The organism is Cryptosporangium minutisporangium (genome assembly GCF_039536245.1).
Lineage (GTDB): Bacteria > Actinomycetota > Actinomycetes > Mycobacteriales > Cryptosporangiaceae > Cryptosporangium > Cryptosporangium minutisporangium.
Genome location: NZ_BAAAYN010000078.1, coordinates 1 through 26,351 on the forward strand (window position 1 = coordinate 1; position 26,351 = coordinate 26,351).

The 26,351-nt window shown below is 68.1% G+C and carries 20 protein-coding genes and 1 pseudogene; 10 read left to right on the forward strand and 11 right to left on the reverse strand.

Annotated features, from left to right (window positions below):
* Positions 1-158: 158 nt before the first annotated feature.
* Together ABEB28_RS40400 and ABEB28_RS40405 are read right to left on the reverse strand one after the other, a co-directional pair.
* Entirely contained in the window at positions 159-1,163 is a 1,005-nt protein-coding gene (locus ABEB28_RS40400) for a hypothetical protein (protein ID WP_345733608.1), read from the reverse strand.
* Positions 1,164-1,890: 727 nt separating this feature from the next.
* Positions 1,891-5,016, reverse strand: coding sequence for an NACHT domain-containing protein (locus tag ABEB28_RS40405; RefSeq protein WP_345733609.1), 3,126 nt, complete (start codon positions 5,014-5,016; stop codon positions 1,891-1,893).
* 555 nt (positions 5,017-5,571) lie between these two features.
* Here ABEB28_RS40405 and ABEB28_RS40410 point away from each other — a divergent pair.
* The 3 genes from ABEB28_RS40410 (at position 5,572) to ABEB28_RS40420 (ending at position 8,134) form a co-directional block, all read left to right on the forward strand.
* Entirely contained in the window at positions 5,572-5,901 is a 330-nt protein-coding gene (locus ABEB28_RS40410; protein ID WP_345733610.1) for a hypothetical protein, read from the forward strand.
* A 501-nt stretch (positions 5,902-6,402) separates the two neighbouring features.
* On the forward strand, positions 6,403-7,377 hold the full coding sequence (locus ABEB28_RS40415) for an NAD(P)-dependent alcohol dehydrogenase (RefSeq protein ID WP_345733611.1): 975 nt from the start codon (positions 6,403-6,405) through the stop codon (positions 7,375-7,377).
* A gap of 121 nt (positions 7,378-7,498) precedes the next feature.
* Positions 7,499-8,134 carry a hypothetical protein gene (locus ABEB28_RS40420; protein ID WP_345733612.1) on the forward strand — a complete coding sequence of 212 codons (636 nt, stop codon included), beginning with the start codon at positions 7,499-7,501 and terminating at the stop codon, positions 8,132-8,134.
* A 145-nt stretch (positions 8,135-8,279) separates the two neighbouring features.
* Here ABEB28_RS40420 and ABEB28_RS40425 read toward each other — a convergent pair whose 3' ends face one another.
* The 4 genes from ABEB28_RS40425 to ABEB28_RS40440 all read right to left on the reverse strand — a co-directional run bounded on the left by ABEB28_RS40425 (position 8,280) and on the right by ABEB28_RS40440 (position 13,154).
* Entirely contained in the window at positions 8,280-9,698 is a 1,419-nt protein-coding gene (locus ABEB28_RS40425) for an amidase (protein WP_345733613.1), read from the reverse strand.
* A 97-nt stretch (positions 9,699-9,795) separates the two neighbouring features.
* Complete coding sequence (locus ABEB28_RS40430; RefSeq protein WP_345733614.1) at positions 9,796-11,349, reverse strand: hypothetical protein; 1,554 nt, start codon at positions 11,347-11,349, stop codon at positions 9,796-9,798.
* Between the two features lie 485 nt (positions 11,350-11,834).
* Positions 11,835-12,356, reverse strand: coding sequence for a DUF4259 domain-containing protein (locus ABEB28_RS43315; RefSeq protein ID WP_376981929.1), 522 nt, complete (start codon positions 12,354-12,356; stop codon positions 11,835-11,837).
* Positions 12,357-12,776: 420 nt separating this feature from the next.
* Positions 12,777-13,154, reverse strand: coding sequence for a hypothetical protein (locus ABEB28_RS40440; protein ID WP_345733615.1), 378 nt, complete (start codon positions 13,152-13,154; stop codon positions 12,777-12,779).
* 495 nt (positions 13,155-13,649) lie between these two features.
* Here ABEB28_RS40440 and ABEB28_RS40445 point away from each other — a divergent pair, with 495 nt between their 5' ends.
* Entirely contained in the window at positions 13,650-15,323 is a 1,674-nt protein-coding gene (locus ABEB28_RS40445) for a methyl-accepting chemotaxis protein (RefSeq protein ID WP_345733616.1), read from the forward strand.
* A gap of 168 nt (positions 15,324-15,491) precedes the next feature.
* On the opposite strand, the gene ABEB28_RS40450 is transcribed toward ABEB28_RS40445, so the two are convergent.
* A complete protein-coding gene (locus ABEB28_RS40450; protein WP_345733617.1) occupies positions 15,492-16,022 on the reverse strand; it encodes a peptidoglycan-binding domain-containing protein in 531 nt (176 codons plus the stop codon).
* Positions 16,023-16,389: 367 nt separating this feature from the next.
* On the reverse strand, positions 16,390-17,592 hold the full coding sequence (locus ABEB28_RS40455; protein ID WP_345733618.1) for a hypothetical protein: 1,203 nt from the start codon (positions 17,590-17,592) through the stop codon (positions 16,390-16,392).
* 1,335 nt (positions 17,593-18,927) lie between these two features.
* Here ABEB28_RS40455 and ABEB28_RS40460 point away from each other — a divergent pair.
* From ABEB28_RS40460 to ABEB28_RS40475, 4 genes are all read left to right on the forward strand, one after another.
* Positions 18,928-19,437 carry a PadR family transcriptional regulator gene (locus tag ABEB28_RS40460; protein WP_345733619.1) on the forward strand — a complete coding sequence of 170 codons (510 nt, stop codon included), beginning with the start codon at positions 18,928-18,930 and terminating at the stop codon, positions 19,435-19,437.
* Positions 19,434-20,162 (forward strand): ABC transporter ATP-binding protein, encoded by a 729-nt coding sequence (locus ABEB28_RS40465; RefSeq protein WP_345733620.1) that lies wholly within the window; start codon positions 19,434-19,436, stop codon positions 20,160-20,162. The genes ABEB28_RS40460 and ABEB28_RS40465 overlap by 4 nt, the downstream gene beginning before the upstream one ends.
* 4 nt (positions 20,163-20,166) lie before the next feature.
* Positions 20,167-21,975 (forward strand): ABC transporter permease, encoded by a 1,809-nt coding sequence (locus tag ABEB28_RS40470; RefSeq protein WP_345733621.1) that lies wholly within the window; start codon positions 20,167-20,169, stop codon positions 21,973-21,975.
* Positions 21,976-22,115: 140 nt separating this feature from the next.
* Positions 22,116-23,621, forward strand: a complete 1,506-nt coding sequence (locus tag ABEB28_RS40475) for a hypothetical protein (protein ID WP_345733622.1) — start codon at positions 22,116-22,118, stop codon at positions 23,619-23,621.
* A gap of 16 nt (positions 23,622-23,637) precedes the next feature.
* On the opposite strand, the gene ABEB28_RS40480 is transcribed toward ABEB28_RS40475, so the two are convergent.
* Positions 23,638-23,910: a Cif family virulence factor gene (locus ABEB28_RS40480; RefSeq protein ID WP_345733623.1), complete on the reverse strand. Its 273-nt coding sequence runs from the start codon at positions 23,908-23,910 to the stop codon at positions 23,638-23,640.
* Between the two features lie 311 nt (positions 23,911-24,221).
* On the opposite strand from ABEB28_RS40480, the gene ABEB28_RS40485 reads away from it, so the two are divergent.
* Entirely contained in the window at positions 24,222-24,572 is a 351-nt protein-coding gene (locus tag ABEB28_RS40485; protein WP_345733624.1) for a hypothetical protein, read from the forward strand.
* A gap of 148 nt (positions 24,573-24,720) precedes the next feature.
* Here ABEB28_RS40485 and ABEB28_RS40490 read toward each other — a convergent pair whose 3' ends face one another.
* Positions 24,721-25,236 (reverse strand): hypothetical protein, encoded by a 516-nt coding sequence (locus ABEB28_RS40490; RefSeq protein ID WP_345733625.1) that lies wholly within the window; start codon positions 25,234-25,236, stop codon positions 24,721-24,723.
* A gap of 95 nt (positions 25,237-25,331) precedes the next feature.
* Positions 25,332-25,783: pseudogene (locus ABEB28_RS40495) on the reverse strand (LysR substrate-binding domain-containing protein); the annotation flags it as partial.
* Between the two features lie 320 nt (positions 25,784-26,103).
* Between ABEB28_RS40495 and ABEB28_RS40500 the strand changes: the two are divergent.
* Positions 26,104-26,351 (forward strand): DUF4279 domain-containing protein (locus tag ABEB28_RS40500; protein ID WP_345733627.1); only part of this gene is annotated, 248 nt, incomplete at its 3' end.

The following is a 26,351-nucleotide window of genomic DNA, read 5'->3' on the forward strand; positions in this document are numbered from 1 at the left end:
CAGGCTCAGGGGTCAAGGCCCGAGATCATTCCGTTCGCGCGCGTGTACTGCCGCAGCGGGCGCCGGCTCGATCCGGTTCGTGGTTAGCCGCTTCCCGGACTGACCACGGCGAGCAAGAGCGGCAGTCAGCCCGCCGATGCAGACTCGTGTCCCCTGCTCTATGCCGCCACGACACGCAGCGTGTGCTCCTCGACAGGATCGGCGGTTACCTGATAGCCAGCGGCGGTAAGCGCCTCGAGGTAGCGACGGACCTGTTCGTCTGGATCAAGGCCCTCAGGTTCCGCTTCGGCGGTATAGAACGAGACCTCGACAAAAGCGCCGCCGTGCTCGGCCGGCCAGTCCCTGGCCACGACGCTGAATCCGTCCTCCCAGCAACTGGACTCTGGGCATCCGGCCCGCAATAAAATGTTGAAGATGTCGTCCGCCTGGGTGGCCGGGTTCGGGATGGCGAGAGTCAGCGGCGCCAATGGGTCGCGTACCAAGGAACGCCCTGCCTCGATCGCTTCCAGCATCGCCGTGCGGTTCAGGTGGCGGAACTCAGGATCGAGCACCCGCAGCGCCTTGAGCGAGTCGGTACCCAACCCTCCAATGTCGGCGCCGGTCAGGTCGCTCACCCTGCCCCACCAGCCGCCGACGGCAGTCGCCGCGGCCGGGCCAGCGACCTGGAGGAAGCTGCCCGCCACCACCAGATCGGCGGACACCGCGCCGTGCAGTCTGATCAGGTGTTGCTCGGTAACGATCACCTGCGCCCGGGTGTCGCCGGTGACCTCGATGTACCCGTGGTTGTAGTAACCCAGGAGCGTCTGGGCCGCCAACAGGTCTCCCTCGATCCTGACCTGACTGCCGCCGAGGCCCAGATCCTTCGCCCGAAGGTCACCTCGGACCAGCAGAAAAGGTCCGAAGTCGGATTCCCAGTTGAGCACCGATCCCTCGACATCGAGGTTGCCGTCGACGATGACGCCCGACAACGCGTCCTCTCCCGTCTTCGGCAGTTCCAGCCATTTGTCGAGGCTGTGGAAGTCCAGCGGCAGGCTCGCGAGCGCGGTGTCGCCAACGAAACAAACGACCTCGTCGTCACCGTTCGCGTGATCCAGATCGAAGTGGCGCGACACCCCGTAACGCGCATCGGCCTGGGCCACCGAGATGATCCGCACGTCGCCCACGATCCCGAACCTACCTGCACGCGTTGGGGGTGCGCGGCCGACGGACTACGTCCCGCCTCGAAGAGCACCCAGGCGTCCTCGACGACTCAGCACTGCTCAACCGAACTGATCATCTGGCGAGCGTCGCAGACCGCGCAGGCAGACATCCGCTCATCGGCTACCGGACGCCGCTGGGCCCGACTACGCGTCACATCGCGTAGTCGGTGACCTCGCGTGAGGCAGTCGTCTCGTCGGCCGAGCGGAAGGGCCGGCGACCGTCATCGTTCGGAAGAGCGGTTCCAAGATCCGGCATGTCCGCGAGGTTAACCCTCGAACTTCGTAGCATTCCGCGAGTTTCCGGCTCCGAACGACCCGAGGAGTGTCCGCTCTTGCCGCGCAGCGGGCTGGCGCAGTGGGTGACTCAGACGTCGGAGAGCGGATCGCCCCGGTGGGTAAGGCTGCCGTCGACGCCCGGCCGCTGGCCTCCATTGATCTGCCGTGTACGGAATCCACGGCTGCAGGACGGGCACCGCAGCGGCTCCGCAGCGTCGAATTCGCAGCCGGGTATGGGCTCCAACGGGAACGTCAGGTGCACGATCGCCGTGATACCGCGACAAGCGTCGGTCGGCTGCTTCGCCATGCGCCGGAAAGAAGAACTGTGGTCCTGCACTGCACCCTGCGCGCGGCGAGGTGGCCGCATGGTCCGAAGTGCCGGGCGCGTGGACTAGACGAAGGCGGCGCCGGAGTCTTACCAGCGTTCAGACTGGGAGTCCGGGAGGTCGCGTGGAAGCAGGCTCAGTGCCATGGTGAGGAGTTCAGCCTGATCGTTGTGGTGTTCAGTACTGCCTATGGCCGCGTTGCGGATTCGCTCCGTCGTCCTCACTACCCAGTGCGCCGGTAGGCGGTGCCAGTCGCCGGCCAGTTGACGCAGGTAGATCTCACGAAACCGTCGTAGCGTTTCCCCGTCGCCAGGTGCGAAGCCGTCGACGACCCAGTTGAGGCAGGTCTGATGGGCGCTCGCCAGGTCCTCCATGTCGCATTCACGCGAAGCCACCAGCCAGAGCTCGATCAGTGCGTTGGCCGCCGTCGACGGCCGGTTTTGCCCGCCGAAGTCGTACACCGTGGTCAGCGTTTGAGGGAATTCGGCTTCGAGTGGCTCGCTGGCCTGGTTGAAGACGTCATCGTCCGGATCGCAGATCAAGTGGGCCTGGCGCCGGAGCTCTCGGCTGCTCTGAGTTGTCCAGCCTGACCAATCACCTTCTCCGGTAACCCGGTAGGGGTGTCCCGGCTGATAGCCGGCGGTCCAGTAGAGATCGACCGGTCCGAGCGGCGGGCTCTCGTCCCGATTAATCCGGAATGCCAGTTCTCGGCGGCCGTCGGCCCAGCGGCGTTCGGCGGCTATCGCGTAGACGAATGCCCCCCATCCCTCGACCGGTAGCTGGGAACGCAGCAGCAGCGCGAAGGCCCGCCAGTCGACCACCGGGTCGGTGGATGCCGGGAACAGCTCGGTCGAGGTCACTTCACCGCCAACCAATACGAGCAGGAAGAGCAGGTTCGCCGCGTACGCCGCGTGCCGGGCCGGAACCCCCGCCCGCCCCGGCGCGTAGCTCTCATACCGGTTGTCCCGGCGGGGCTCCATCGCCTCCCGGAAGAGGCTGAGTAGTACCGTCCTGAGAATCGGTTCCCGGCCCTGCAAGACCGATTCGAGGCGGTCGGCGAGAAACACCATGACGGTGTTCCGCATGGTCAGCGGCGTCTGGGACAGCACGGCGTGCAGAAAAGTGTCGTCGGCTGGCGCCGGGCGGTCGCGGGCAGCGGCGAACTCCGCCGCCGCCACCAGCTCCTCTAGTTCCCGGACCACCATCCGTGCGACCAGGTATTCGCCGAAGGTCGCGTGGAGGAATTCATAGGTGTGCAGTTGCTCCTCGTGCCGGGTGGCCCTCGCTTCGTGCATGAAGAAGAATCGGCCGAGGACAATCTGCGCCGCGCTCAGCTTGGCACGGAGGTCGGTCTTGTCGGCCTGAGTGCGGGGACCGAGCAACGCAGCCAGGTCGGCGTCGAGCTCGGTCTCGGTCGCCCACTGCCGGTCTCGGTTGAACATCGCGAACGCCGCCACCGAGAGTTGCCGCAGCTCGCGCTCCATCTCCCGGACGAGATCGCGCTCCGGGAGCCCGGGCGCGGCCTTCGCGACCTCCCGCTCGACAAACCGGCCCAGCAGACGCTCGTAGAGTTCGGCCTGATTGAGGTCGGCGTTCTCACGCTGCAGCGCGTTGCTGTTCGCGTCGTAGAGGGCCAGCAGGAGCAGCAGCAGCGGCTGCGACGCCAACTCGCCGTATGCAAGCAGGGTCGTGGTGGTCAGCGGAGACAATTGGCGATTGGCCAACGAGTCGGCGTTCGCTTCGTTCCAGGCTGTCAACCACTGAGCGATCTGCGGTTCGGTGAACGGCTCGAGCCGGAGCACGAGCATGCCCGGCACCGGTCGCACGCGATCCGCGACCGCCGTGCGGCTGGTCACCAGCACCGCAACCGGTCGGCCCTGTTCGGCCTCCCGGCGTTGGAAGGCCTCGACCCGGTTCAGGTAGTCGGTATGCGCGACTTCAGTGGCCTGCAACAGTTCGTCGAAGCCATCGAGCAGGACGACGCGTAACGTTTCCGGCGCGCTGCGGGCCAACACCGGCCAGGTGACCGTCTCCCCGGTCGCCGTCCGGACGGCCGCCTCGATCTGAGTTTGCAGGTCCACGTCGACCGGTACCTCCCGCAACGGCACACGGACGACGAGGAACTGGTCGGAGGGTAGGCGGGCGGCCAGCATCTGGGTCAGAACCGACTTGCCCGAGCCGGGCTGACCCAACACGATCAGCGGCGCCTCACCGGCCTGCGGTGCGGTGAGGTGGCCCAGCAGGAAGCCTTCAAGGTCGTCATGGACCGGTCGCTCGGCCCACCAGGACTCCTCCGACATTGGTTCGCCGGCGCCCGCAGTGGCGACCCGGTAGGCGGGATTCACATAGGCCGCGCCCAGGGAGGGAAATCGGAGCCCGACAGGGAGGTCCGACGCGGTGAGCACGGGTCGGGCCACAACTGCTCGGTAAGCACGGTTGAGTGCCGACCGCCGCTCATCCAGGGCGCCGGGATCAGGCAGCAACTCGCGCAGGATCCGTTCTAGGTCGGCCAGACCCGACCGCAACTGGTCCCTCGTCGCGCGGTGATCGGTCAGGTTCGCCCAGAATGCCACCTCGGGGAACTCGCCGGCCATCCGACGGAAAAGCTCCTCGTAGCCGACGACCGCCCGCTGCGGTACTCGCGTCCGCAGTGTCTCGGCGAGCTGACCCTGCTTCGTCTCGTCTAGCGCGTCCCACTCGGCCAGGCCGGTAAGAAAAGCTGTCAGCTCCTCACCTAGGTGGGCGTAGAACCCCCGGATGGCCTCCAGCGTCTCCTCGTAGGGGAACTGTGGGGCCGGCATCGGAGCCGATGTCCAGAGCAGCACATGCTCCAAGCGACGCAGCCGACTCACCGGCGTGATCTCGTCAGCCACCAGTCCGACCTGCTCCGCGCCGGTCAGCTGCACCCGCATCGGCAAGTCTGCCGCCGCCACCGCCTCGAAGAACGCGCTCAGCACAAGCACCGAGTGCGCGGCGGCCAGCCGCTCCGTACGCCCCAACCGGCCCAGGCCGCTCATCCGATCGCGCAAGCCCGCGACCAGCTCACCACCCAACCTGGCAAGCTCGCTCTTCGCATCGAACAGCGACAGCGCCAGTGCGCTGCCACCAGCCGTCGCCGCAAGCAGGACACCGCCGGTCAACCGGTCCAGAGCGGACACCACCCGGTCATCGGGTCCGCCCAGTAGTCGCACCGCGTCCGTGTAGCTCAGCCCCAACGGACCTCCCCAAAGAGCGTCCGACCAGGGTAGCGAGCCCACCACTCCGCAACGCATCCATCTGCGTCACCCATCTGCGGCGAGCCGACCCGCGAGCCCTCGATGGCCCCCGGGCCGGCGTCGGGGCGCGGGAGTTGGGGACGCCGAGGCGCGGCGTCGTTGACCGCGCGGATCGTCTGCTCGAGCCCCGCCGCGTCGACGGATACCTCGACGTCCTTGGGGAGGCCATGGCGGAGCTGGCGCCCTCGATCGCCGCCCGCATCACATGACGCGAATCGGCGGAGCGCTGATGCCGTCAGATGCAGTCCGGAATCCTCCGTTTTTCGGCGACCGTGATAGCCGGTGGCCCCACTCGTGACGGACGGTGGCAGCAGTGCGGTGCGGTCGAGGGGTGTCGGTGAGGCGGGAGCCGGATTCGGCCGGGTCGGGGCCCGAACTAGGCAGCTCGTTCGCCGATCTGTGTACGTCGGGGCGTTTGTCGTGGGCTCCCGGGAGGACGGAACGTTGATAGAGGTCCAAGTTGAGTTACGGGGCGGCCCTGCCGGCTACACGACCGTGCTGGCCTACCGCGACAACCGTCACCAACTCCCCTCGACGGTCGAAGTCCTCGTAACCGGCGGCATCCTCGACTACAAGCTAACCAGCGCGGTCACCGATCCGGACGGTCGTCCGATCTACCGGTGCCCGACGAACTGGCGGCTGGCTGTCCGACCGGCGCACCCAGCCAGAACGGAACCGAGCCCGGCGGCTGCGGTGACGGTGTCGACGAAGGAGGTCGACCGCCTGGACGCGCTGCTGGCTGAACTCGACGCCAATGATGCGCGTCGCCACGCCGAGCGGGGGGATCCGTTCGCGCATCCGTCCAGAGGCGCGACGCGCAAATAGCTTCCCCAAGGCGACCTGATGTGGCCGGTGCCGACGGCCAGCGGCTGCCCGCACTCGCGAAGCTGACCCTGATACGAGATGGGTCGGAGAGTCCGACACGAATTCAGTGGTAATTTTCCCAGTTGAACGACGGCGAAGATATGAGCGTCACCTGGTGGCCAGCCGGCAAGCCCTGGAACGGCAGTTGGCCGAACGACTGCCCGCCGATCGACAAAGCAACGAGGTGCAGGGAATCCAGCGACGGACTGCTGATTCCGAGTGCCGGAGGCGACACAACAGCCTCACATGGAGCACGAGCAGCTGAGAGCCCCGACGCCCGACCACGGCTCTGTTCTTGCCGCCCACAGACGGCCTCTCATGAAGCCGCGTGGAGTGCGGAGCGCTCCTCTGTAGCTGTCGATCCGCTGTGTGTCGGGGGTTGACAGTCGGCCTGCAGGCCGATCCGATGGCCGCGTGAAAGCCGTCACCTACACGCGTTATGGAGGGCCGGAGGTTCTGCGCGTGGCGGACGTGCCCACACCGGCCCCGGGTGCTCGGGAGGTCCTGATCAGGGTGCGGGCGGCCGAGGCGACCAAGTCCGACTGCGAGTTCAGGAGTTTCCGACACGCGGTGAAGTGGACCTGGCTTCCACTGCGGATCGCGGTCGGAGTCACCGGGCCGAGGCGTTCCGTTCTGGGCATGTACTTCGCCGGTGAGGTGGTGTCCGTGGGCGGGCGAGTCACCTGCTTTGCACCGGGTGACCAGGTCTACGGCTGCACCGGCCTTCGTCTGGGTGCCTACGGTGAATACGTCGTCCTCCCGGAGCGTGCCGCCATCGGACCCAAGCCGCGCGCCATGACGTTCGCCGAAGCAGCCGCCGTCCCGCTCGGCGGACTCAACGCACTGCACTTCCTGCAGCGCGCGGGGATCAAACCGGGTGAGCAGGTGCTGGTCAACGGGGCGGGCGGCAGTATCGGCGCCCACGCCGTCCAGATCGCCCACTCGATGGGTGCGCAGGTCACCGCGGTCGACCACAGGTTGAAACAGGAACTTGTCCGACGCCTCGGGGCCAGCGACTTCGTGGACTACACCATCGAGGATGTGACGAGGACCGGCCGCAGGTTCGACGTCATCTTCGACATGGTCGCCGGGAGTCCGTATCGCTCACTCGTCGGCATGCTCCAACCGGGCGGGCGCTATCTCCACGGCAACCCCCGCCTGTCGGTGCTGCTCCGCTCCGCGCTGACCACCCGGTTCACCGACAAGACCGTCACCGTGGCCTTCGCCTCGGAAACGAGAGAAGCCCTGGCACGGCTGACGGAGATGATCGAAGCGGGCAAGATCCAGTCGATCGTCGACCGGATCTACCCGATGGCAGAGGTGGCCGACGCCCACCGCCGGGTCGAGGCCGAGCAGCGCCTGGGAGCGGTCGTGATCACCATCGACGAGCCGTCCGGGCCGCCCGCCGAGGGGTTCGGGCATCTGGAGCATTCTTGATGGCCGCTCGGCGCGCGCCGCGTCCTGTCCTGCCGCCGAGCGGGTCGTCCGGCCGGCCGCCAGCCGCACACCGACCTTACTATCGCGCGCCATTACTGCTGGCTGCTCAGGGCTGGCGGCCGTGGCGGATACCAACACACCCGCGGACGTGCTGGTCGCGCTGGCCGAGGACGCGTCGCCGAACGTCCGGCGCGCCCTGGCTCGTCGCCATCCGGCCCCGCCCGAGGCACTTCGAGCGCTGGTGCGCGACGTGGACTGGAAGGTCAGGGACGCCCTGGCCGAGAACAATGGATGCCCACCGGACGCCTTGCTCGAACTGATCGATGACCCGCGCTGGTCGGTCCGCGCCTCGGTGCCCTTCAACCCTCGCGCCGACGATCGAGTCCGAGCCGCCGTTCTTCGCTCGGCCGACGAAACCCTCCGCTATCTGCTCGTTTACGCCCGCTCGCTGGACTCCGCGTCACGAGCGGTGATGGCGGCGGATCCTTCACCGAAGGTCCGCGGAGCGGTCGCGCAGTCGACAGAAGATCCTGACCTGCTGGACGCTCTGATCGACTGGGTCCGGCTGACCGTCCACGACCGCACCGGCGCGCTTGTCACCGACGGCGGACCCTGGGAAACCCGGCCGCACCTACGCGACTGGCGACGCGACGCCAAGACGCTGACGTGGCTCTCTCCGACGGAGGTCCGTACCGAAACGTATCCGTCGATGACCGCGGAAGCCTGGGAAGTCCAGGCAAGCCACACGTGGCTATGACGTAAGACCATTCGCGAACACGACGGCGCTGTCGTGGTGACCGTGGCAGGCGGTGTTGCGGGCCGGGCGGAAGCGCATGCGCCAGCGGCCGACGTTGATGCTCGCGAACCGTGCCCGCAGGCACAGGCTTCTACTGACCCCACCGTCAGACGATGCCCCAGTTTGCTTCTTCGAGTGCGAACGCGACGCACAGCAACGTCGCTTCGTCGCCGATCTTGCCGGAGAGATGCGCGCCGATCGGAACCCCTTCGATACTCATGCCGGCTGGGACGGCGATGGCGGGCCCGCCGCTCACATTGTTCAGCGGTGTGAAGGCGACGTAATTCGTCAGTCGCTTCATCAGCTGGTCGAACGGCTGCTGAGGGCTCAGGTATCCGATCTTCGGCGGGACGTGCGCGAGCACCGGGGACAAGATCAGATCGTGGCGCCCGAAAGCGGCCTGGTAGATCGCCTCGGTCTTCTTGAGGCGGCGCAGGGCTCCGGGTGCGTCGAGCAGGTGCCGCTGGAATTGGCTGCGTAGGCCGAGGGTGAGTCCGTCGGCGCGCGTGGCGTCGAATCGCCGGTCGATCAGCAGGCGGCCCGTCCGGGTAGCGAGGAAGGCCAACATGCCCCAGTACGTCACGAAGTCGGCAGCGAATTGCTCGTCGACCGGCACGGTGGCCGGTTCGACGTGGTGCCCCATCGCTTCGAGGGCTTTGGCGGTTCGCTCGATGGCGGTGCGTGTCTGGTCGTCGGTCTCAGCGCCGGCAGGGGAGTCGATCACCAGCCCGATCCGGAGCGGTGTGGTGGCCGGCCCTTCGACTCGGCCGATCGGCCGCATCCGGCGTGCCGGGGCGAATCGTTCGGCGGCGGCGAGGTAGGCGGCGGTGTCACGCACGCTGCGCGTGATGACCCCCTCGCCGACTACGTTGATCGGCGCGGACTTGGCTTGTGGACCGTCGGCGAAGCGTCCTCGGCTGGGTTTGAGACCGACGAGTCCGTTGCACGAGGCGGGAATTCGGATCGAGCCGCCACCGTCGTTGGCGTGCGCCACCGGCACCGCGCCGGCCGCGACCAGGACACCGCTGCCTCCGGACGAGGCGCCGGGTGTGTACTCGAGGTTCCACGGATTGCGCACCGGTTCCTCGTAGCGATACTCGGTCGCGGCATTGAAGCCGAATTCGGGTAACCGGCTCTTGCCGAGCGCGACCATGCCGCTGGAAAGGTACTGAGTGGTCACCGGGGAGTCCTGCTTGGCGGCCTTGGCGACGTAGCAGGCGCTGCCGTGATTCGTCGGCAGCCCGATCACGTCGGTGTTGTCCTTGATGAAGGTCGGAACCCCGGCCAGCGGCGCGTCGATGTCGATCGACGCCGCGCGGGCCCGCCCGTAGGCCCGGACCTGCACCGCGTGCAGAATCGGATCGACTGCCTCGACCCGTGCGATCGCGGCCTCGATCACTTCAGTGGAACTGAGGTCACCGGACCGGACGAGGGCGGCCAGCGCGACCCCGTCATGTTCGCCCATCGCGTCGTCGCGGTAGGTATGGACCTGGGGCTTCATCGACTTCCACGGCGCTGCGCTCATGAGCGGGAGGGTATGACAAAACCAACGATCATTGGAAAGGTCTTCGGTCGTCCGGCCGGCTCGCGGCCGACACCGTTGTCTCCGGCCCTGGTCGTGGCTACCTCGGTTCCGGGCCGGTGCCGGTGCGGATCGCCAGCCGATCGAGGTAGCCGACCTGAGCGGTCACGACCACAGCGAACAGGACGAGGAGCAGCGGTAGCGGCAGGATCAAGTCGAATCCCACGAGCAACTCCGCCTTCTGGCCCAGCTCCGCGGTCGTGGCCGCGAGTGTTGGCGCCGTCAGCTGCGTCGACAGGGCGTCGCCGACCATCGCGGGCCAGAGCAAGTCCTGAGCGCCCAGTACCCAGTGCACCCCGACGGCGATCCCGACCAGCGGCAGCGCCGACCGCACCGGGGCGGTTCGGGCACTCCGCCCGGAGAAGAACAGCGTGAACACCACCAGCGCTGGGATCGACAGCCAGACCGGCGGGACCAGGCCGAACCACGTGCCGATCTGATCGGCGCCCTCGGCCCGGTCCCGGTGCGCGAACACCAGCGGCCCCACACCGACGAACAGCCAGGGGGCGAATACCAGCAGCAGCCGAGGGCTCCGCTCGCCGCTCGGGCGCAGAACGCCGAGCGCGAACCCCCCGACGGCCGCCACCAGCACACTCACCACGGCGGAGAGCAGTGGCGGCAACCAGGTGTTCACCAGGATCTCGGCGGCGGACAAGTTCCCGATGCCCCCGTCGTCGCCGAGCGTTCGCAACCAAGGCAGACCGGTCGCCACGGCCACCGCCGCTAGCACCGGCAGAGTCAACGGCAGCGCGAGCCACCCGTCGGGCTGTTGCGGACCGGGCTGCGACCGCGGGGCGAACTCGATCCGGGTGCGAGATCTGAGCAGCAGTCGGGTCGCGAGCAGCCCGAGCGCCGTGAGCGGGAGGAGCAGAAGGAGGGCGACCTTCGGTTGGATGTGCGGCTCGGCATCGATCGCGGCGCTCAGCAGGCTTCCCGGGCCGAGTTGAGGGTTTTCCGGGTCGGGTGGAGGGCGAGGGGTGACAGCCCAAACCAGGTAGGGAGCGTTGAAGCTCTGGATCGCTGCCGCCACCACGGCGAGCGTCAGCACTCCGCCGACGACGTACGCCGGGCGGTCCCACCGACGTGGGGGGTCTACGTCCTCCTTGGTCTCCCGGAACGCCGCGAGGTAGAACGTGACCGCGACGGCGAGGACCACCCCGGCCGAGCATGCCGCGGCCGTGAGGTAAAGCGACGGTTCTCGGTCGGTGGCCGCGAATGCCCACGCGAGCAGATACGCGACCGGGGCGTAACCGGCCAGCGGTACTGAGATCAGCACCCGCGTGAGCAGCCGGCCACCCCGCCCGGCTGCCTGCGCCGCGAACGCCAGCAGCGGCGCGACCAGCAAGGTCAGAACGAGCGGCGTCGCGGCGAGCAGCAGCGCACGTCCGAGGTTCTCCGAGTAGGACAAGCTGAGGGTGTATTCCAGTTTGTCCGGATTCAGCCGATCCGTGGGTGGATCGGGTTCGCTGTAGGGAAAGTTGTCCCCGCGCATCGTGAGGTTGCCGATCGTCGTCAGGGTCGGGAGGACGTACGTCCAGATCAGCGCGACGAATGCCGGAACCAGCAGCAACCAGCCGAGACGCTTTCGGCTCACCGTCCACACGCTAGCGGCGGCGCCGCCGCTACGTTCGGAGATCCGTGAAGGGAAGGCGTCCGCCGTGCTCGCCGGCCCGGCAGTGTCCCGGCGGGCACCACCCAACAGCGCGACCGGCCGTTTGGGTGCCTGAAACTTGGTCGCGCGTGGAGACGACGGGCACCTATCGTGCTGTCCAGTGCTACTTCGGCACTACAGCCGAAACGTAACGCACACCGGGAGATCGAGATGGGCCGCAACAAGAAGTTCGAGGCGTCCTTTTGAGCCGAGCAGCAAGCGCCGTCGGGGGTTCCCTCTAGCGAGACCCAGGTCAAGAGGGGCGACCGCATCGTCGGGCAGGACACAGAACTCGTGGAGAAGCTCGGTGGTAAGGATCTTTGCCCCATGCGGGTCCGGGCGGCGGTTTCCGTCGTTGCTGCCGACCCGGCGGTCGGTATGACGACACGAACGGTCACTACTACGTCCGCGCCTGACCGAGTTAGGTCTCATCGAGCGGTCACATCTCGAAGAGCGTTTCGGTCTGCGGCGGATCGAGGACCCGGCGAAGGTCGCTGACGGTGCGGCGCCATGCCGCGCCACCGTCCTTTCAACTGCGGCCAGCCAGGAGGCACGGTGACCAGCCGGTCCAGCGCATGCAGGGCTAGCCCTCGGAGGCCAGCCGGGAAAGCCGGCATAGGCGTTGCGGGCCCCGGCTGTCCGTCCGGGCATTGCGCTGCGACCAACGCGGCGGCCGCCACGGCTCGCGGGGCATCAACGAAGGACAGGTCATCGGTGAGGCTGCTCATGGCAACGCGCTCGAGCGCAGCGCCGACCATCTCAATACGCGCCTCGTCGACGACGAGATACTTGGGCGTGGCCAAGGAACCGAGCAAGCAGAGCCCAGACGGGCAGAGCCCAGGACCCGCGAGGACTTCCCGGCTCCGTCTCGGGCAGTCCGGCCAACTGATCGAGGGCAAGGCGGTACGCTGGTGGCGGGTTGAGCGCAATCTGCCACTACCCTCCCTCATGACCCTGCTGGACACGGCCCACACGGTGGTCCGACGCGATGGGGCTGGCGCTGTAGAGACGCTCGACGCCGACCAACGCGAGGCGGCACGCACATGGCTTCCTGATCGACTGCAGCAACCAGGAACTGGTCTGAGCGACGAGCTGACCTACTCCGCGGAGCGGTATACCGATGAGCAGGGAAGCACCCTTATCCTTCTGCAAGGAAACTGCTGAAGACTCAGTCCTGATTGTGTTCGACGACAAGTGCCTCGTGACAATCGGAGCTCTATACCTCGGTCAGGCCAACGACGTAGCCCACGAACTGGAGATCTTCTCGATCCGGGTCGTGCGACGCGCTCGCACGGCTTGCGAAATTGACCGGCCGGAGCTTCCCACCGGCCGAGCCGGTGATCGGCGTGGCCTCGACCTGGACGCGGGCTTCAGTCGGTGGCGAACTGCTCCCGGCGTACTACTGCAGCTTCCGCGCCGCTCAGCCACTTCAGTCGCAGGTAGCGACCCCGATACGCGAACCGGTTCCGGCTCCAATTGGCGAGCTCTTCATCCAGACGCTCTCGACCAATGACACCGTCGTCGACGAGCGCTCCGTCAGCCACCCACATCCACACGACCAGTTCCCGCGGATCCGTCCACCGTCGCCTCCACCATGGCCCCTGCGGCGTCCACCAGGTCTGCACCCAGGTCGCCAGGTAGCCGCGGGCTTCACCGCCGTCGAACACTTCGGCGTACCGGCTGCGGTAGACATCGAGGCGCGGATCGGACGGGCCGTCCGGATCGGCAGGCGGAACCTCCCAACACATTGCGGCAGAGACCGGACGCTCACCATGCTCACGCTCGTACAGGCACTCGGAGCAGGGATCCGGCAACTGATGCTCGGACCACGGATGAGCGCAGTCCGCGCATTCCCCCCACACTTGGCTCCCAGGTCGGCGTCTACTCACCTCCCGAGCATGCGTCAAGAGCCCGCTCCACCCCGGCCAGCCACGCTGCGGCGCCGTCGGCAGAGCGTTCACGGGCCCCCCGGAGATGCTGCTTGAACTCGACCCTGCCGTCTCGTGCGGGACCGACCGCAGATAGGTCTCGTGCAACCGGACGACGGCTCCGTCGTCCCGAACGAATTCATAGAGGCCGTTGATCGAGCCGGGTCGCCACGACACGTCGTCCCGGTACGTCGTCGGCATGCGGTGAGATTCGCCGACTGATCACCGATCGGCAATGGGAAGGCCGTTGGCTCATATCGGTGCGGGCGCTGTCGATAGGGGGCGAAACTGCCGGGCTTTAGGGGAGATGTGGTCGTGTCACCAGCGCAACGGTCCGGTCTGCGGCAGGCCACCATAAATCGAGCCGCCGCAGGCACGCTCGCAGCCATCACCGGCCTTCTCATCGTGAGCCTCGTTCTGCTCGGCAAGGCGGTCGACCGGCAGCAGGCAGCGCAAGAGCGTCAGGTGGAGTTCAAGGCCTTGAGTCTGGAGCTGCAAGCGGCGTCGGACTTCCTGACCAACGAGGCCCGCGCGTACGCGGTGACCGCGGACCGCGAGCACCTGGACGCGTACTGGCGCGAAATCGACGCGACCAAGACCCGGGACAAGGTGGTCGCCCGCCTACAGCAGCTCGGCGCCGAGAAGGCAGAGCTGGACCTCGTGGCCGAGGCGAAGGCGAATTCCGACGCGTTGGTGCAGACGGAGACGCGCTCGCAGCGGCTGGTGCTGGAGGCGAGCGGGACTGCGCCGGCCGACATGCCGTCGGCCATCGCTGACTACGCACTTAGCGCCGCCGACCGAGCGTTGAGCCCGGCCAACAAGCTGACGGTGGCGCGCCAGATCATGTTCGACGCGCAGTACGACGCGGATAAAGCCGTCATCTCCGCGCCGCTGGCGAAGTTTCAGAACTCGCTCAACCAGCGCGCCGCGAAGGAGGTGAACGACAGTCAGAACCGCATCGGCACGCTGGTCGGCTTGCTGCTCGGGCTGGCGATTCTGCTTCCAGCGGCGATGGGCGCGGTGCTGTTCCTCCTGCAGTCGAAGGTCGGCCGGGTCGTCGTCCAATACACCCGCGCGCTGTCGTTGCGTGACCAGAACGACCTCCGGTTCCGCATCGAGCCGACGGGGACCCGTGAGCTGCGTGAGCTGGGCGGGGCGTTCAACGAAGAGCTGAACCGCAGCCTCGAGCTGGTGCGAACGATGTCCAGCAGCGCGCAGACGGTCGCCTCGGCCGCGAACGAATTGGCGCGAACCAGCCAGCGGGTGGCTGTCAGCGCCGAGCAGGCCAGCGACGGTACGGTCACGGTCTCCGCCGCGGCGAATCAGGTCTCCACGAACGTGCAGACCGTGGCCGCGGGCGCGGAGGAGATGGGGGCATCGATCCGGGAAATCGCGCAGAACGCCCAGGAGGCGGCGCGGGTGGGCGGTGACGCGGTGGCCATCGCCGAATCGACCAACGACACGGTGACCAAACTCGGGCAGTCCAGCACCGAAATCGGCAACGTCATCAACGTCATCACCTCGGTCGCCGAACAGACCAACCTGCTGGCCCTCAACGCCACGATCGAGGCCGCGCGCGCCGGCGAGGCGGGCAAAGGCTTCGCCGTCGTCGCCAGCGAGGTCAAGGACCTCGCCCAGGAGACCGCCAAGGCCACCGAGGAGATCTCCTCCCGTATCCAGGCCATCCAGTCCGACACCGGGGCAGCGGTGGAAGCGATCCGCCGGATCTCCGACGTGATCGGGAAGATCAACGACTACCAGACCGCAATCGCCGGTGCCGTCGAGGAACAGACCGCAACGACCAACGAGATGAGCCGCAGCGTCACCGAAGCCGCGACCGGCTCCGAGCACATCGCGCTGAACATCTCCATGGTCACCCAGGCTACGCAGGCGGCCGCCGCCGGAATCACCGAAGCCAAGCGGGCCGCGACGGAGCTGGCGGAGATGGGGGCACAGCTTGAAACGCTGGTCGGACACTACCGCTACTAACCATCAGGGGTTGGTGCCGACCGATCGACGCCCCATGGCGCTCAGCGCACCGGCTGGGCGGTCATGCTGGTGACGCCGGCTCCGGGTACCGGTCGAGAGTCCGCCGACGTGTGCAAGGCGGCGCAACGGCCTCTGTGGGATGTAACTCTTCTGCCGCGCCACGCGACTCTACGGCTGAATCACGGTCGTCCTTCGGCAGCCAACGAAGGTTCCTGAGCTGTATCCTGGCCAGCTCATCTTCGAGCCGGTCTTCGGACCATAGACGCCGTCGTCGTTGACGGCGAGGGCTCGCTGTACCTGGATCAATGCAGTGCGGGTAGCAGGGCCGAAGATCCCATCAGTCGCGATCGACTTGCCGTGGCAGGTCCGCAGTGCCCGCTGCATGGCAGTCACTCCACTGCTTTGATTTCCCTGCGCCATCAAGCACTCCGGGAGCCCGTTGGAGGTCGCCGGGACAGTCACCGTACTGGTGCCATCAGTAGAGGTGGCGGTCCGGGTGCAATTGGGTAGTGCCGCGTCTGCAGGCGAGGCGACACTCAACAATGGAATGGCCAATACGAACCCGATCAGGAATGTCCTGCCACGCATGAAACTTCCTCCGGAAATAGAAATGGGCTCTTTTCTGGCGTGCCGCACCGGTCCGTGCCGGTCGTGACGTAGACGGCTGGATGTCTTGAGCGAGTACTTGGCGGCGCGCATGTGGACAACCGCCCCGCCAAGTCCACTGCATACATAGCGGCAACGCCACAAGCACGGCGTCCCGGCCCGGTCGCAATTCGTGGACACGGTGTCCCTTGCGGTGGGACATCTCGGTCCTGTAGCCGTCACGGTGCTGACAACCGCCGCGCCAGTTCATGCGGGCGGCTCCGTGACGCGGCACGGCTTCCCATCGGCCCTGCGCCGCTGTGACACGAGCAACCCAGGGCTGATGAGACCCATACGTCGGATCAGCGGCTGATCACGTTCGCCGCCGTCTTGGTCCGAGTCATGATCGAACTGCGCCTCGTCGACCCGGCGGCGCCGTGAAAGTGAGCAGCGCGCTGGATCTCGTAGGCGCGGACGATGTTCAGGAGCCGCGAACCGTCCAGCGGACCGCGTGGGAGTGCGTGCCGTCGGTGGCCTGCACGTAGCCGACGATTTGGCCGGTGTCGTTGATGTCGACGGCGGTGCTGGTTGCTCCTCCGGGTGCACCGAGGTCAATCATTCGGCCTCCGCTCCAGAGGAACGCGTGGCTGGCGCCGGACTTGGTGGTGCTGACGCCCACGACCTGGCCCCGGTCGTTGACGGCGGTCGGCCTGCTGGAGGGGCCACCCAAGGTTCCGAGGTCGATCATCCGGCCCTGTCGCCAGAGGAACGCGTGGTTCTGGCCGGAGGCGGTGAGACTGGTCCCGATGATGTCGCCGGTCCTCGATACGGTCCGCTGGGTCGGTAGAGCGCTGCTGGTCGCGCCTCCGAGCGTGCCCAGCTGCGTGAGCTGTCCGTTCCGCCAGATCGCCACCTTCTCAGGGTCGAAGGTGACGTAGGGGCGAGGGCCGTTGAGGTGGAGCGTCCAGCTACCGATCTCGCCGATCACCGTGTTGCCCGGGCCGAACGCGTAGGCCTCGCCGGATTTTCCGTCGGGAACTGGTAGCTGGGTGACGGTTGCGTCTGAGGACCTGACCACCGGGACGAACGCCAACGTGTTGCCCTGGATGGACCCGGTGTTGATGTAGCCGGCCACCCGGCCGTCATCGGCGAGCGCGAACGCGCTCGGCATGCCGGTTGCGACGCTCGTGCCGTCGGCGCGGCAGACATTGGCGGAGTAGACGCCCGGTCCGCTTACCGTCCGGTTCAACGTCTCTCCGCTGAGATTGATCGCGGTGACACCCAGGGTGTTGCCGGACTGCGCGCAGTCGCTGGTGGAGCCGGCGGGCAGCCAGCGCCGGATCACGACGTTCGACAACCCCGGGATCGCGAGGGTGCCCGCGACGGTGCCGCCCTCGTTGACGACGGCGGCCGTCGACCCCGGGTTCGCGGCCGGGGTGTCGAGCAGGGTGTAGCCGCGACCGGACCAGCGAATCGCCCGTTGAGTTCCGTTGACGGTGACGGTGCCTACGGACACCCCCGAATTGTTGAGATCGGCGACGTACGAGGAGGTGGTGCCGGCCGGAACGGGGAGCTTAGCGGCGCTCACGACCGGTGCGGCCTCGACGGAGCCGGGCAAGACGGCGAGCGCAATGGCGGTCACACCGACGGCGACGATCAGGGCTGGGCGACGGGCGAAGGACATTGATCCGCCTCCCTTATGGAGTCACTGGCCGCCCGGAGCCTCCCAGCTCGCCCCTTCCACGGCTAGTCTCTCTTCGGTCTAAATCGCTCTAAATCGCTCAAGGTCAGGACTCGCGACGTGGCGTGACGTCACGTGTCGTAAGATCAGCGATACAAGGGGAGTAGCCCTACGGTTAACCCGGTCAGTACGGCGAGCGCGTAGAACGCGCGGACCCCGGGAACCGGCCCGCCCAGGCGGGTAGCGAGACCTTGAGTCGATGAACCACGTACTGGATCGACTCCACCGGAGGTCCCGCTCTACCCGAGTTCCTGCCTCATCGGCGCAGGACCTCAGCTTCACCAGCGAACACCCACGCTGGTCGAGCTGAGGCCTGCACTGCCTCACCGGCCAGCCGACACGGCAAGGAGATCGATGAGGTGGGTACCGGCCAGACCGGACTGTGGTGGTGGGTGGCGTCTCTCGCCGTCCCTCTAGCGACCGCGGTCATTGCCGCGCTCCGGGAACGCATCCGTGCCCGACGAGACACCGAACTACTGCGACTCGCGCTCGAAGACAGCTCCCCTCAACAACGTCGAGAGATCATCGCCGCGCTCGCCAGGCTCCGACCATTCGCCCCCGCTCGACCCTGGGACCGGCGCCCGCCACCGCGTCCGACAAGACGCCGCGGCATCAGCCGGGGAGGTTGACCGGCCTGGGCGACAACCACGCCGACGGACGCCTCCCGCAGCGATGCCCGAACCAGGTGCATGACGCAGAGCTGCGCGTCATTTCCCCAGGCCGCCGATGCCGCGGTGTTCCAGCGTTTCGCAGGCCCGGGCCCTCTGACCGCCGGCTCCAAGAGCGCGACCTGCTCACCAGGCCCGAGCACGCCGACCGCGGCCGGGCGCTGCCGACCGACCTCACCCAAGCTGGAAGAGCCACCTTGCGCAGGGCCAGTGTCGCCGTTCGCACCGTCGAACAGCAGCTGTTCTCACCACTGCCACCGGCGCAGCAGCGCCGGCTACGCGACGAGCTCGCGGCCTGCCTGCCCTCCGAGGTCGCTGAGTAGCCGCTACCGAGGTCGGGATCGGCGCCTCTGCGTTCCGCGCTGATTCCCTGGACGCGAACAGACCGATGGGCCGGGAGCGAAAGCTCCCGGCCCATCGTCGCCATCTCCTCGAAGTCTGTGGCGGAGGGCCGGTGCCCGTTCCGCCTGCACCAGAAGACTCCCGCGAATCCGCGACCGGCTCACTCGCCACCGCGACGGCCAGAACGTTCGCCTGCCGACACTCACGAGCCTTGACAGCGACCGAGGGGATAACGGTTAAATAGAGATAACCGTTAGATGGGGTGCCGATGCAGCAGGAAGTCGTGCTGGCGATGCTGGCGAAAGAGCCCTCGCACGGGTACGAGCTACGCGCGCGCCTCCGGGATGCGCTCGGCCCGCTGGGGGAGGCGATGAACGCCGGGCACATCTACGTCACGCTCACCCGCCTCGAGAAAGCTGGCTTGCTTCGGGCGGACGATCACGGAGACCGCAAGGTGTACGCGCTCACCGCCGAGGGGCAGCAGCGGGCTGCCGAGTGGATCGGCGAGGTCAGCTGGCCGAAGCCCGATCTCGCCGAGTTCCACCTGAAGCTGGTCGCTGCCGCCGCGGCCGGATTGGCCGATCCGATCGCGATCGTCGACGCCCAGCGCCGCGAGTTGTTGCGTCGCCTGCGGGACGCGCAGCGCGCCGCCATGGCCGAGCCGAGGAATTCGGACGCGGCGTTGTTGCTGGAGGGCATCGTGCTGCGGCTGCAAGCAGATCTGCACTGGCTCGAGGCCTGCGAGAAGAGCTGGACCCACCGAAGGAGAAGCTCGTGAGCGTGCTGAGTGCCCGCGGCCTGCAGAAGGCGTACGGGGACGGTGAAGGAAGGGTGCGCGCCGTCGACGGCGTCGACCTCGACGTCTTCGCGGGGGAGACCGTCGCGATAATGGGGCCGAGCGGCTGCGGGAAGTCCACCTTGTTACACCTGCTCGGCGGGTTGGACCGGCCCTCGGGCGGTGAGGTGTCGCTGAACGGCCGCCGGATCGACAACGCGAGCGAGAACGTCTTGGCGAAGATTCGCCGCACCGACGTGGGCTTCGTCTTCCAGGCATTTCATCTGCTGGAGGAGCTCACCGCGGTCGAGAACGTCGAGTTGTCCGCGCTGATGGCCGGGCGCTCGCCGCGCGCCGCCCGGCGGCGCGCCCTGGAGTTGCTGGACCAGGTCGGGTTGGCCGAACGGGCACAGTTCCTGCCGAGCGCTCTCTCCGGTGGTCAACGACAGCGCGTCGCGGTCGCCCGAGCACTGAGCAACGAGCCGCTGGTCGTGCTGGCCGACGAACCGACCGGGAACCTCGACAGCGCCGCCACCATGGACGTTCTCCAACTGTTTGAGCAACTGCACGAGCAGGGGCAGACGCTCGTCATCGTCACGCACGACGCCCGGATCGCGGCGACCGCGGACCGGCTGCTCACGATGCGCGACGGCGCGGTCGTGGACGAGACCCGCCTCACCGGGGGCACGACCGGGCAGCTCGGCGCACTTCTCGGACTCGAGGACTGACGACATGGGCCGCATCACCTTGATAGGCCGCCTCGCTCTCCGCGACCTGCGGCGACGTCGAACCGAGGCCGTGCTTCTACTGCTCGCGATCCTGTCGGCGACGACGACGCTGACCCTCGGCCTCGTGCTGCGCGACGCCGCCGAGGACCCGTATCAGGCCACCCGGGAGGCCACCCGAGGTCCGGACGTCGTGGCCGCGGCCGGCAGCCCCGACGCCCTGTCCGGACTCGTGGCCGCAGACGGCGTCACCGGCTCCAGCGGACCGTTCCCGGTCGTCGCTGCCGAACTGCAAACGCCTGATCGGACCTCGGACGTGCAGGTCGTCGGGCGCGACGCCGCAGCTACCGCGATCGACCAGCCCGAAGTGCGCGAAGGGCAGTGGGTCCGCAACGGCGGCGTGGTCGTGGAGGCGGCCTTCGCCGAGTCGTCCGGCATTCGCGTCGGTGACCGGGTCACGCTCGACGGCCGGTCGTTGGAGGTCGTGGGTATCGCGGTCACCGCCGCCCTGGCGCCCTATCCGGCGACGACCTGCTTGATGGCCTGCTTGCACGGCGATCCCGACACCGCGGACGCGCCGAAGGATGTACTTGCGAACCCGGGACTGGTCTGGCTCACCCGCGATGACGTGCGGGCCCTGACGACGGAACCCGCCGCCTACGTCCTGAACCTGGGGCTCGCCGATCCGAACGGGGCGGCGGCGTTCGTCGGCGCCCAGGGGGCGGACGGCCCCATGCTGCGGACCTGGCAGGACATCCGCACGGAGGCCACCGAGCTCGCCGGGGACATCCGGATCCTGCTGCTGATCGGCGCCTGGCTGCTCGGCCTCCTCGCGGTGGCGAGTCTCGCGGTACTCGTCGGCGGGCGCATGGCGGACCAGACCCGGCGCGTCGGGCTCCTCAAGGCCGTCGGCGGGACACCCGGCCTGGTCACCGCCGTGCTGCTCGCGGAGTACGCGCTGGTGGCGCTCGTCGCGGCCGCGGCGGGGCTGACCCTCGGTACGCTGACCGCGCCGCTGCTCACCGAGCCCGGTGCCGGTTTGCTGGGTAGCGCAGGGACGCCGTCGTTGACGCTTTCCACGATCGCGATCGTGACCGCCGTCGCGGTCGGCGTCGCGGGCCTGGCGACGGCCGTGCCCGCCACCCGAGCAGCCCGATCCAGCACCATCGACGCGCTTGCCGACGCGGCTCGACCGCCTCGCCGCGCTGGCTGGGCGATCGTGCTCTCCACCCGGCTGCCCGTCCCGCTGCTCCTCGCGGTCCGGGTCGCCGCTCGCCGGCCGCGCCGGGTCCTGCTGGGCGTGACGACCGTCGCGATCACGGTCAGCGGGGTGTTCGTCGCCCTGGTGCTCGACGCCTTCCTCACCAGCCGGCCGTTGGTCGCCGGATACGACGCCGCCCAGGTCGGGCAGTTGCGGCGGGTGCTCCTCGTGGTCATGGCCCTCCTTGCGTGCCTGGCAGCGGTCAACGCGATCGTCCTGACCTGGGCCACCGTGCTCGACAACCGGCACACGTCGGCGCTGGCCCGCGCGCTCGGCGCGACACCGCGGGACGTGACCGCGGCGCTCGCGGCCGCTCAGGTGCTCCCGGCGATCGCGGGTGCCGTCGTGGGTATCTTCCCGGGCGGCGTCGTGCTGTTCGCCGCCATCATGGCGGCCACCGGCGGCGACGGCGATCGCGCCACCTACCCGTCGGCCTGGCAGCTGCTCGCGATGGTGGTCATCACCGGACTGGTGGTGGCCGCGCTCACCGCGATACCCGCCCGTCTCGGCGGCCGCCGCCCGGTGTCCCAGGCCCTCCGCGCCGAGCCGGCCTGACGGCGCCGGCGCGCTGAAGATCGACGACCCGATGCCGATCTGGCTCAATCGAGGTCGACGCCGTCTGCGAGACGGATACCCGACAGATCGATCGCTGCATCAGGTGCAACACGGGACTCAGTGAACGGCGTCTAGTGAGTGTGGACAATCTGGCTGCAACGAAGGGGACCCGTGCTTCGGCGCCCGGGCTCCTCGCCGACCGGGTCATCGACGGCCCGGCACCGAGCGACACCCCGCTCCCAGAAGCAACGCCCTCGGAAGCCGCGCCGCGGCGGCGGAGGCGGCGGGCGATCGCGGTGCTGCTCGCGCTCGTGGTGCTCGCTGTCCTCTCGGCGTTGCCGTGGGAGTGGTCGTTCATCGACGACGGCGAGCTACTCCTCCTGCTGCAGGACAACATCGACGAGTACGGCCTGCTCGGCGGCGTCGGCGCCACGATCGCCAAGGCGGCCTGGTGGGACCTCGCCGGCTGGGGCCTGTTCCGGCCGGCGTTCTGGGTGTACCGAGGCCTCTTCTACCTGCTGCCGGTCGGGCCGGCGCACGCGCTCCGGGTGGTGTTTCTGGCGCTGGCGGTCCTCGGCCCGGTCGTCGCCGTCCGGCGTAACCTGCCCGCCGACCACCGGCTGAGGTTCGCGGTCGGGGCGTGGGCCGGCCTCGCGGTTCTCGCGAACGGCGCGCTCTGGTACGGCATCTGGTTCCCGTCGCTGCAGGAGCTGTCCGCAGCCGCGTTCCTCGGGCTCGGTCTGGCGGCCGGCCTGCGTCGGCCGTGGCTGCTGGTCACGTGCTGGACGGTGGCCGCCTGGTTCAAAAGCCCAATCGCTTGGACGCTGGTCGCGCTCGCCGTCGTCCTGCTGCTGCGCCGCGGCGAGAACGGACGCCGTACCCGCGCGGCCGGGTGGGTGGCCGGCGCCCTCGGCGGCGGCACCGTGCTCGCTTCGATGGTGGCGGCGCAGGGCGGCTCGTACTCCGAGGGGTACTTCAGCGCGTCGCCCGGCACGGTGGCCGCCAACGCCACCGCGCTCGCCGGTGCCGCGGGTCCGGCGCTGGTCATCGTCCTGATCGGCGCGTTCCTGCTCGGCACCACGATCGACGCCAAGCACCCACTGGGGCGCGACCCGATCCCACTGGCGCTGCTGCTCGGTGGTCTCGGCTACTCGGCGACGCTGCTGCCGTGGCGCAGCGGCGGCTACTACCCCGGCCCGGCCGTCTACCTGGTCACCGTCGCGGTCATTCTGATCCTCGGTCGCTTCACCGAGATCACTGCCGTCCGACGCCGGACGGGTGTTGCGCTGTCGGTGTTCGCGACCGGGGTCTTCCTGCTCTCACCGGTTCACAACGGAGCCCGCGAGATGCTCAACGTCGCCCAGTTGCGCGACTGCCTGCTGACGCTGCCGTCGGACTCGGTGATCGGCTACGACCAGCCCGAGGGTGCGATCCGGCTGGAGCAGATCGTGAAGTTCCACGATCCCGCCTGGAATGGCATCGTCGCCCGGGTCGGCCCCGGCGATCCATGGGGCATGCACAACTACGTGCCGGTCCACCAGTTCGACTACTACATCCGCACCGACCAGCTCGACGTGGACGACGACTTCAAGGGCGAGGTCGTCTGTAAAACCCCCAAGTCCGAAGTGATGATGGTCGGCCGCTGACAGCTGGCCACGTTTGTCACTCGTAGCCGAGATCCTCTTCGGCGTGCAGCAGCCATCCGTCGGGGCGCTTGACCAGCACAAAAGCGGTGCGCTCATGAGCGTCGTAGTACCCGGAATCCGGGGCGTGGCCATAGGTGAACCAGAGCGCCTCGACCCGCGCCGTGTCCGGGGTCTCGCTGACGACGGTCACGCTTTCCAGGGTGGACACGCCGCCGAATTCATTGGTCTTGGTGCTGTTGTGCGCTTGGGCGTACTCGGAGCAGAAGCCAGCAGGGCTCTGGTAGAGCATCTGTCCCTCCTGGATGCGGGGTCCGGCGGGTAGGTATGGGCATGATGGCACTTTTGTCGCTCGCGTGAAGCGGTAGCTTGTCGGCTCGAACCGTGCTTCTCGCTCGGGGCTGGTCCGTGGGGGCCGGTGAGCGACAGTTGCCCGACGGCGCCCGTCGCCTCCCTCAGTTCGACGCCGATCCCGCCCTCGATCGGCTTACGAGACCTCGCTGTTGAGGGCCTCAGGCGGCCCGGGCAGCGAAGACGCGTCGCTTGGTGTCGGTTTCGTCGTACCCCGCCGTTACCGTGACGGCCTCTCCTGGAGGTGGTCGCATGTCCCCGGACGAGCGTTTCGACGCGCTGGTCGACACGTTGATGGCCCAACCCGACGTCACGCCGCCGGGCCAGGGCCAGGGCCAGGGCCAAGGCTTCGGCTCGGGCGCGGTCCGTTACCGCAACCGGATCTTCGCCATGTTCGTCCGGGGCCGGCTGGTCGTGAAGTTGCCCAAGCCTCGTGTCGATGCCCTCGTCGACGCTGGTGAAGGCACCCGGTTCGACGCCAACAAGGGCACCCCGATGAAGGAGTGGTTAGCCCTCGATCCCGACTCGCCGGTGGATTGGGGCGAACTCGCCGAGGAAGCTCTCGACTTCGCTCAGCGAACGACCTCACGCCCGTCTCGTTGACGGGCCGATACATCGCTCCCGCGGCCGGCCCAGACGTCCCCTTCTCCGGCGCACTACTGTCCGCGGATCGCTCGCCGGCCCGGGACGCGCGAGCTAGAGCGATAGCCCTCTGCGCGGACGCGCAGCGGTCTCAGCTGCGGGGGAGCACCTACTGGGGCCGCTCGCTTCGACCGGTCGGGTAGTTCCGGCCGGATCGGACCTCGGGGCGGACCCATTCGCGGGCGCCCGGCGACTCGTCGGGCTCCTCTTCGACGAGGCCGATCGCGAACGGAACGTACCGCAGCCAGTACCGACGAGCGGGGTCCACCTCGGCTGCGGCCTCTTCGTCGAGCACGTCGATCAACCGGCGGCGCTGCTCGTCCGGGAGTTCGGTGAGGAACCCCGCGCAGCCTTCTTGCATCTTCACGGCTACATGCGGCTCGACTTCGTCGTCGCCGCAGGTGTCCAGCCACCACATCAGCTCGATGATCAAGCCGGCGGCGGTAGCCAGCGCGTCGTGTTCCCGCGCCGGTTGCTGCGCGGCCACCCAGTCGATGCTCTGCCGGACCGACGCTAGCGCGTCTGCGTCGACCTGGTCGTCCGGATAATCGCCCAGCCAGGCAAGCAGGTCCTCCACGTGGCTACGGAGGAGACCGACGAGTACAGAATCAGCGTTCGCGGTCATCGCAGCGGCACTCTATGGCGACGCCACCGCCAGGGCAATGAGCCTGAGATCAGGCAGCCGAACGCTGCGGCTGGAATAGGCCGCCACGACCCCCGCTACAGCTGGGCGGCCGTACGGACGACCCTGGCGACGGCAGGGAGCGGCTGTGTGGGGGCCAGGCGAGGACGGTGGTGACGTGAGGCGAGTCGGTCAAAGGGATAGCGACGTGCGCGCTCCACAGCCACGATCGGGCAGAAGCGCAGATGACGCCGACGGTGTGGCCGAGGGCGATCAGCTGGGCCAGCTGCGACAGGTCGTGAATCTCGGGGCCAGGGCCGGGTTCGTAGGTGCCGTCCTGGCGGGGCCAGCGGGCGACCGGCAGGTCCGCTAGATCGCTGATGTCTGCCATGGTCAGAGACGTGCGCGTGGCGAGGGGATGCCCGGCGGGCACGATGGCGACCTGCTGCTCGGTCAGCACCTCTTCGGTGTCGAAGCCGGCCAGGGCGTCGAAGGGGCACTGCATGAGCGCGACGTCGGCGCGGCCGTCCCGCAGCATCCGCGCCTGGTCTCACCGCCACCTTCACCGAGCACGACGGGCGCACCACCGTCACCCTGCTGACCGAATGTCACAGCAAGCAGTTGCGCGACATGATCCTCGACTCCGGCATGGAGGCCGGTATGCAGGAGCAGATGGAGCTGCTCGAGGAACTGGTCGTCTCCCTTCGCTGAGCCGGTGGCGCGGGTGATGCCGAACATCGCCACCGGCAGCTTCCACCACGAACACCCGGCCTGGTCAGGTAGCAGATCGCGGCGAGGACGGCGCGGTCGTCCGCCCGCCGAGCGTCCTGCTTAAGGCGATGAGCAGCAACGACGCACTAGGTTGGGCCGGTGGATCAGCCGAGCGACGTGACCTGGACCCAGCGCGCTTACCTGTCCTTCACCCGCCAGGGTGACCATGGCGACCCGCCCTACACGCCAAGCCAGCTCGACGAGATGGCCTTCGATCCCGACCAGATCACCGAACTGGTCGGGCTGATTCCGACCAGCACCTGGCGACGCGGCGACCCATCGCCCTATCGCCAAGGTCCGGCCACCCGGAACTTCGCCAACTGGCTGTCAAGCGCCGGGTTTGGTGG

Bases quoted from the DNA above. Each gene is read 5' to 3' on its own strand.
- ABEB28_RS40490 (WP_345733625.1), bottom strand. From the start codon at position 25,236: ATGACCGCGAACGCTGATTCTGTACTCGTCGGTCTCCTCCGTAGCCAC.
- ABEB28_RS40440 (WP_345733615.1), bottom strand. From the start codon at position 13,154: ATGTGTTGGGAGGTTCCGCCTGCCGATCCGGACGGCCCGTCCGATCCG.
- ABEB28_RS40450 (WP_345733617.1), bottom strand. From the start codon at position 16,022: ATGCGCGCCGCCAAGTACTCGCTCAAGACATCCAGCCGTCTACGTCAC.
- ABEB28_RS40485 (WP_345733624.1), top strand. From the start codon at position 24,222: ATGTCCCCGGACGAGCGTTTCGACGCGCTGGTCGACACGTTGATGGCC.
- ABEB28_RS40425 (WP_345733613.1), bottom strand. From the start codon at position 9,698: ATGAGCGCAGCGCCGTGGAAGTCGATGAAGCCCCAGGTCCATACCTAC.
- ABEB28_RS40480 (WP_345733623.1), bottom strand. From the start codon at position 23,910: ATGCTCTACCAGAGCCCTGCTGGCTTCTGCTCCGAGTACGCCCAAGCG.
- ABEB28_RS40460 (WP_345733619.1), top strand. From the start codon at position 18,928: ATGCAGCAGGAAGTCGTGCTGGCGATGCTGGCGAAAGAGCCCTCGCAC.
- ABEB28_RS40455 (WP_345733618.1), bottom strand. From the start codon at position 17,592: ATGTCCTTCGCCCGTCGCCCAGCCCTGATCGTCGCCGTCGGTGTGACC.
- ABEB28_RS43315 (WP_376981929.1), bottom strand. From the start codon at position 12,356: ATGAGGGAGGGTAGTGGCAGATTGCGCTCAACCCGCCACCAGCGTACC.
- ABEB28_RS40470 (WP_345733621.1), top strand. From the start codon at position 20,167: ATGGGCCGCATCACCTTGATAGGCCGCCTCGCTCTCCGCGACCTGCGG.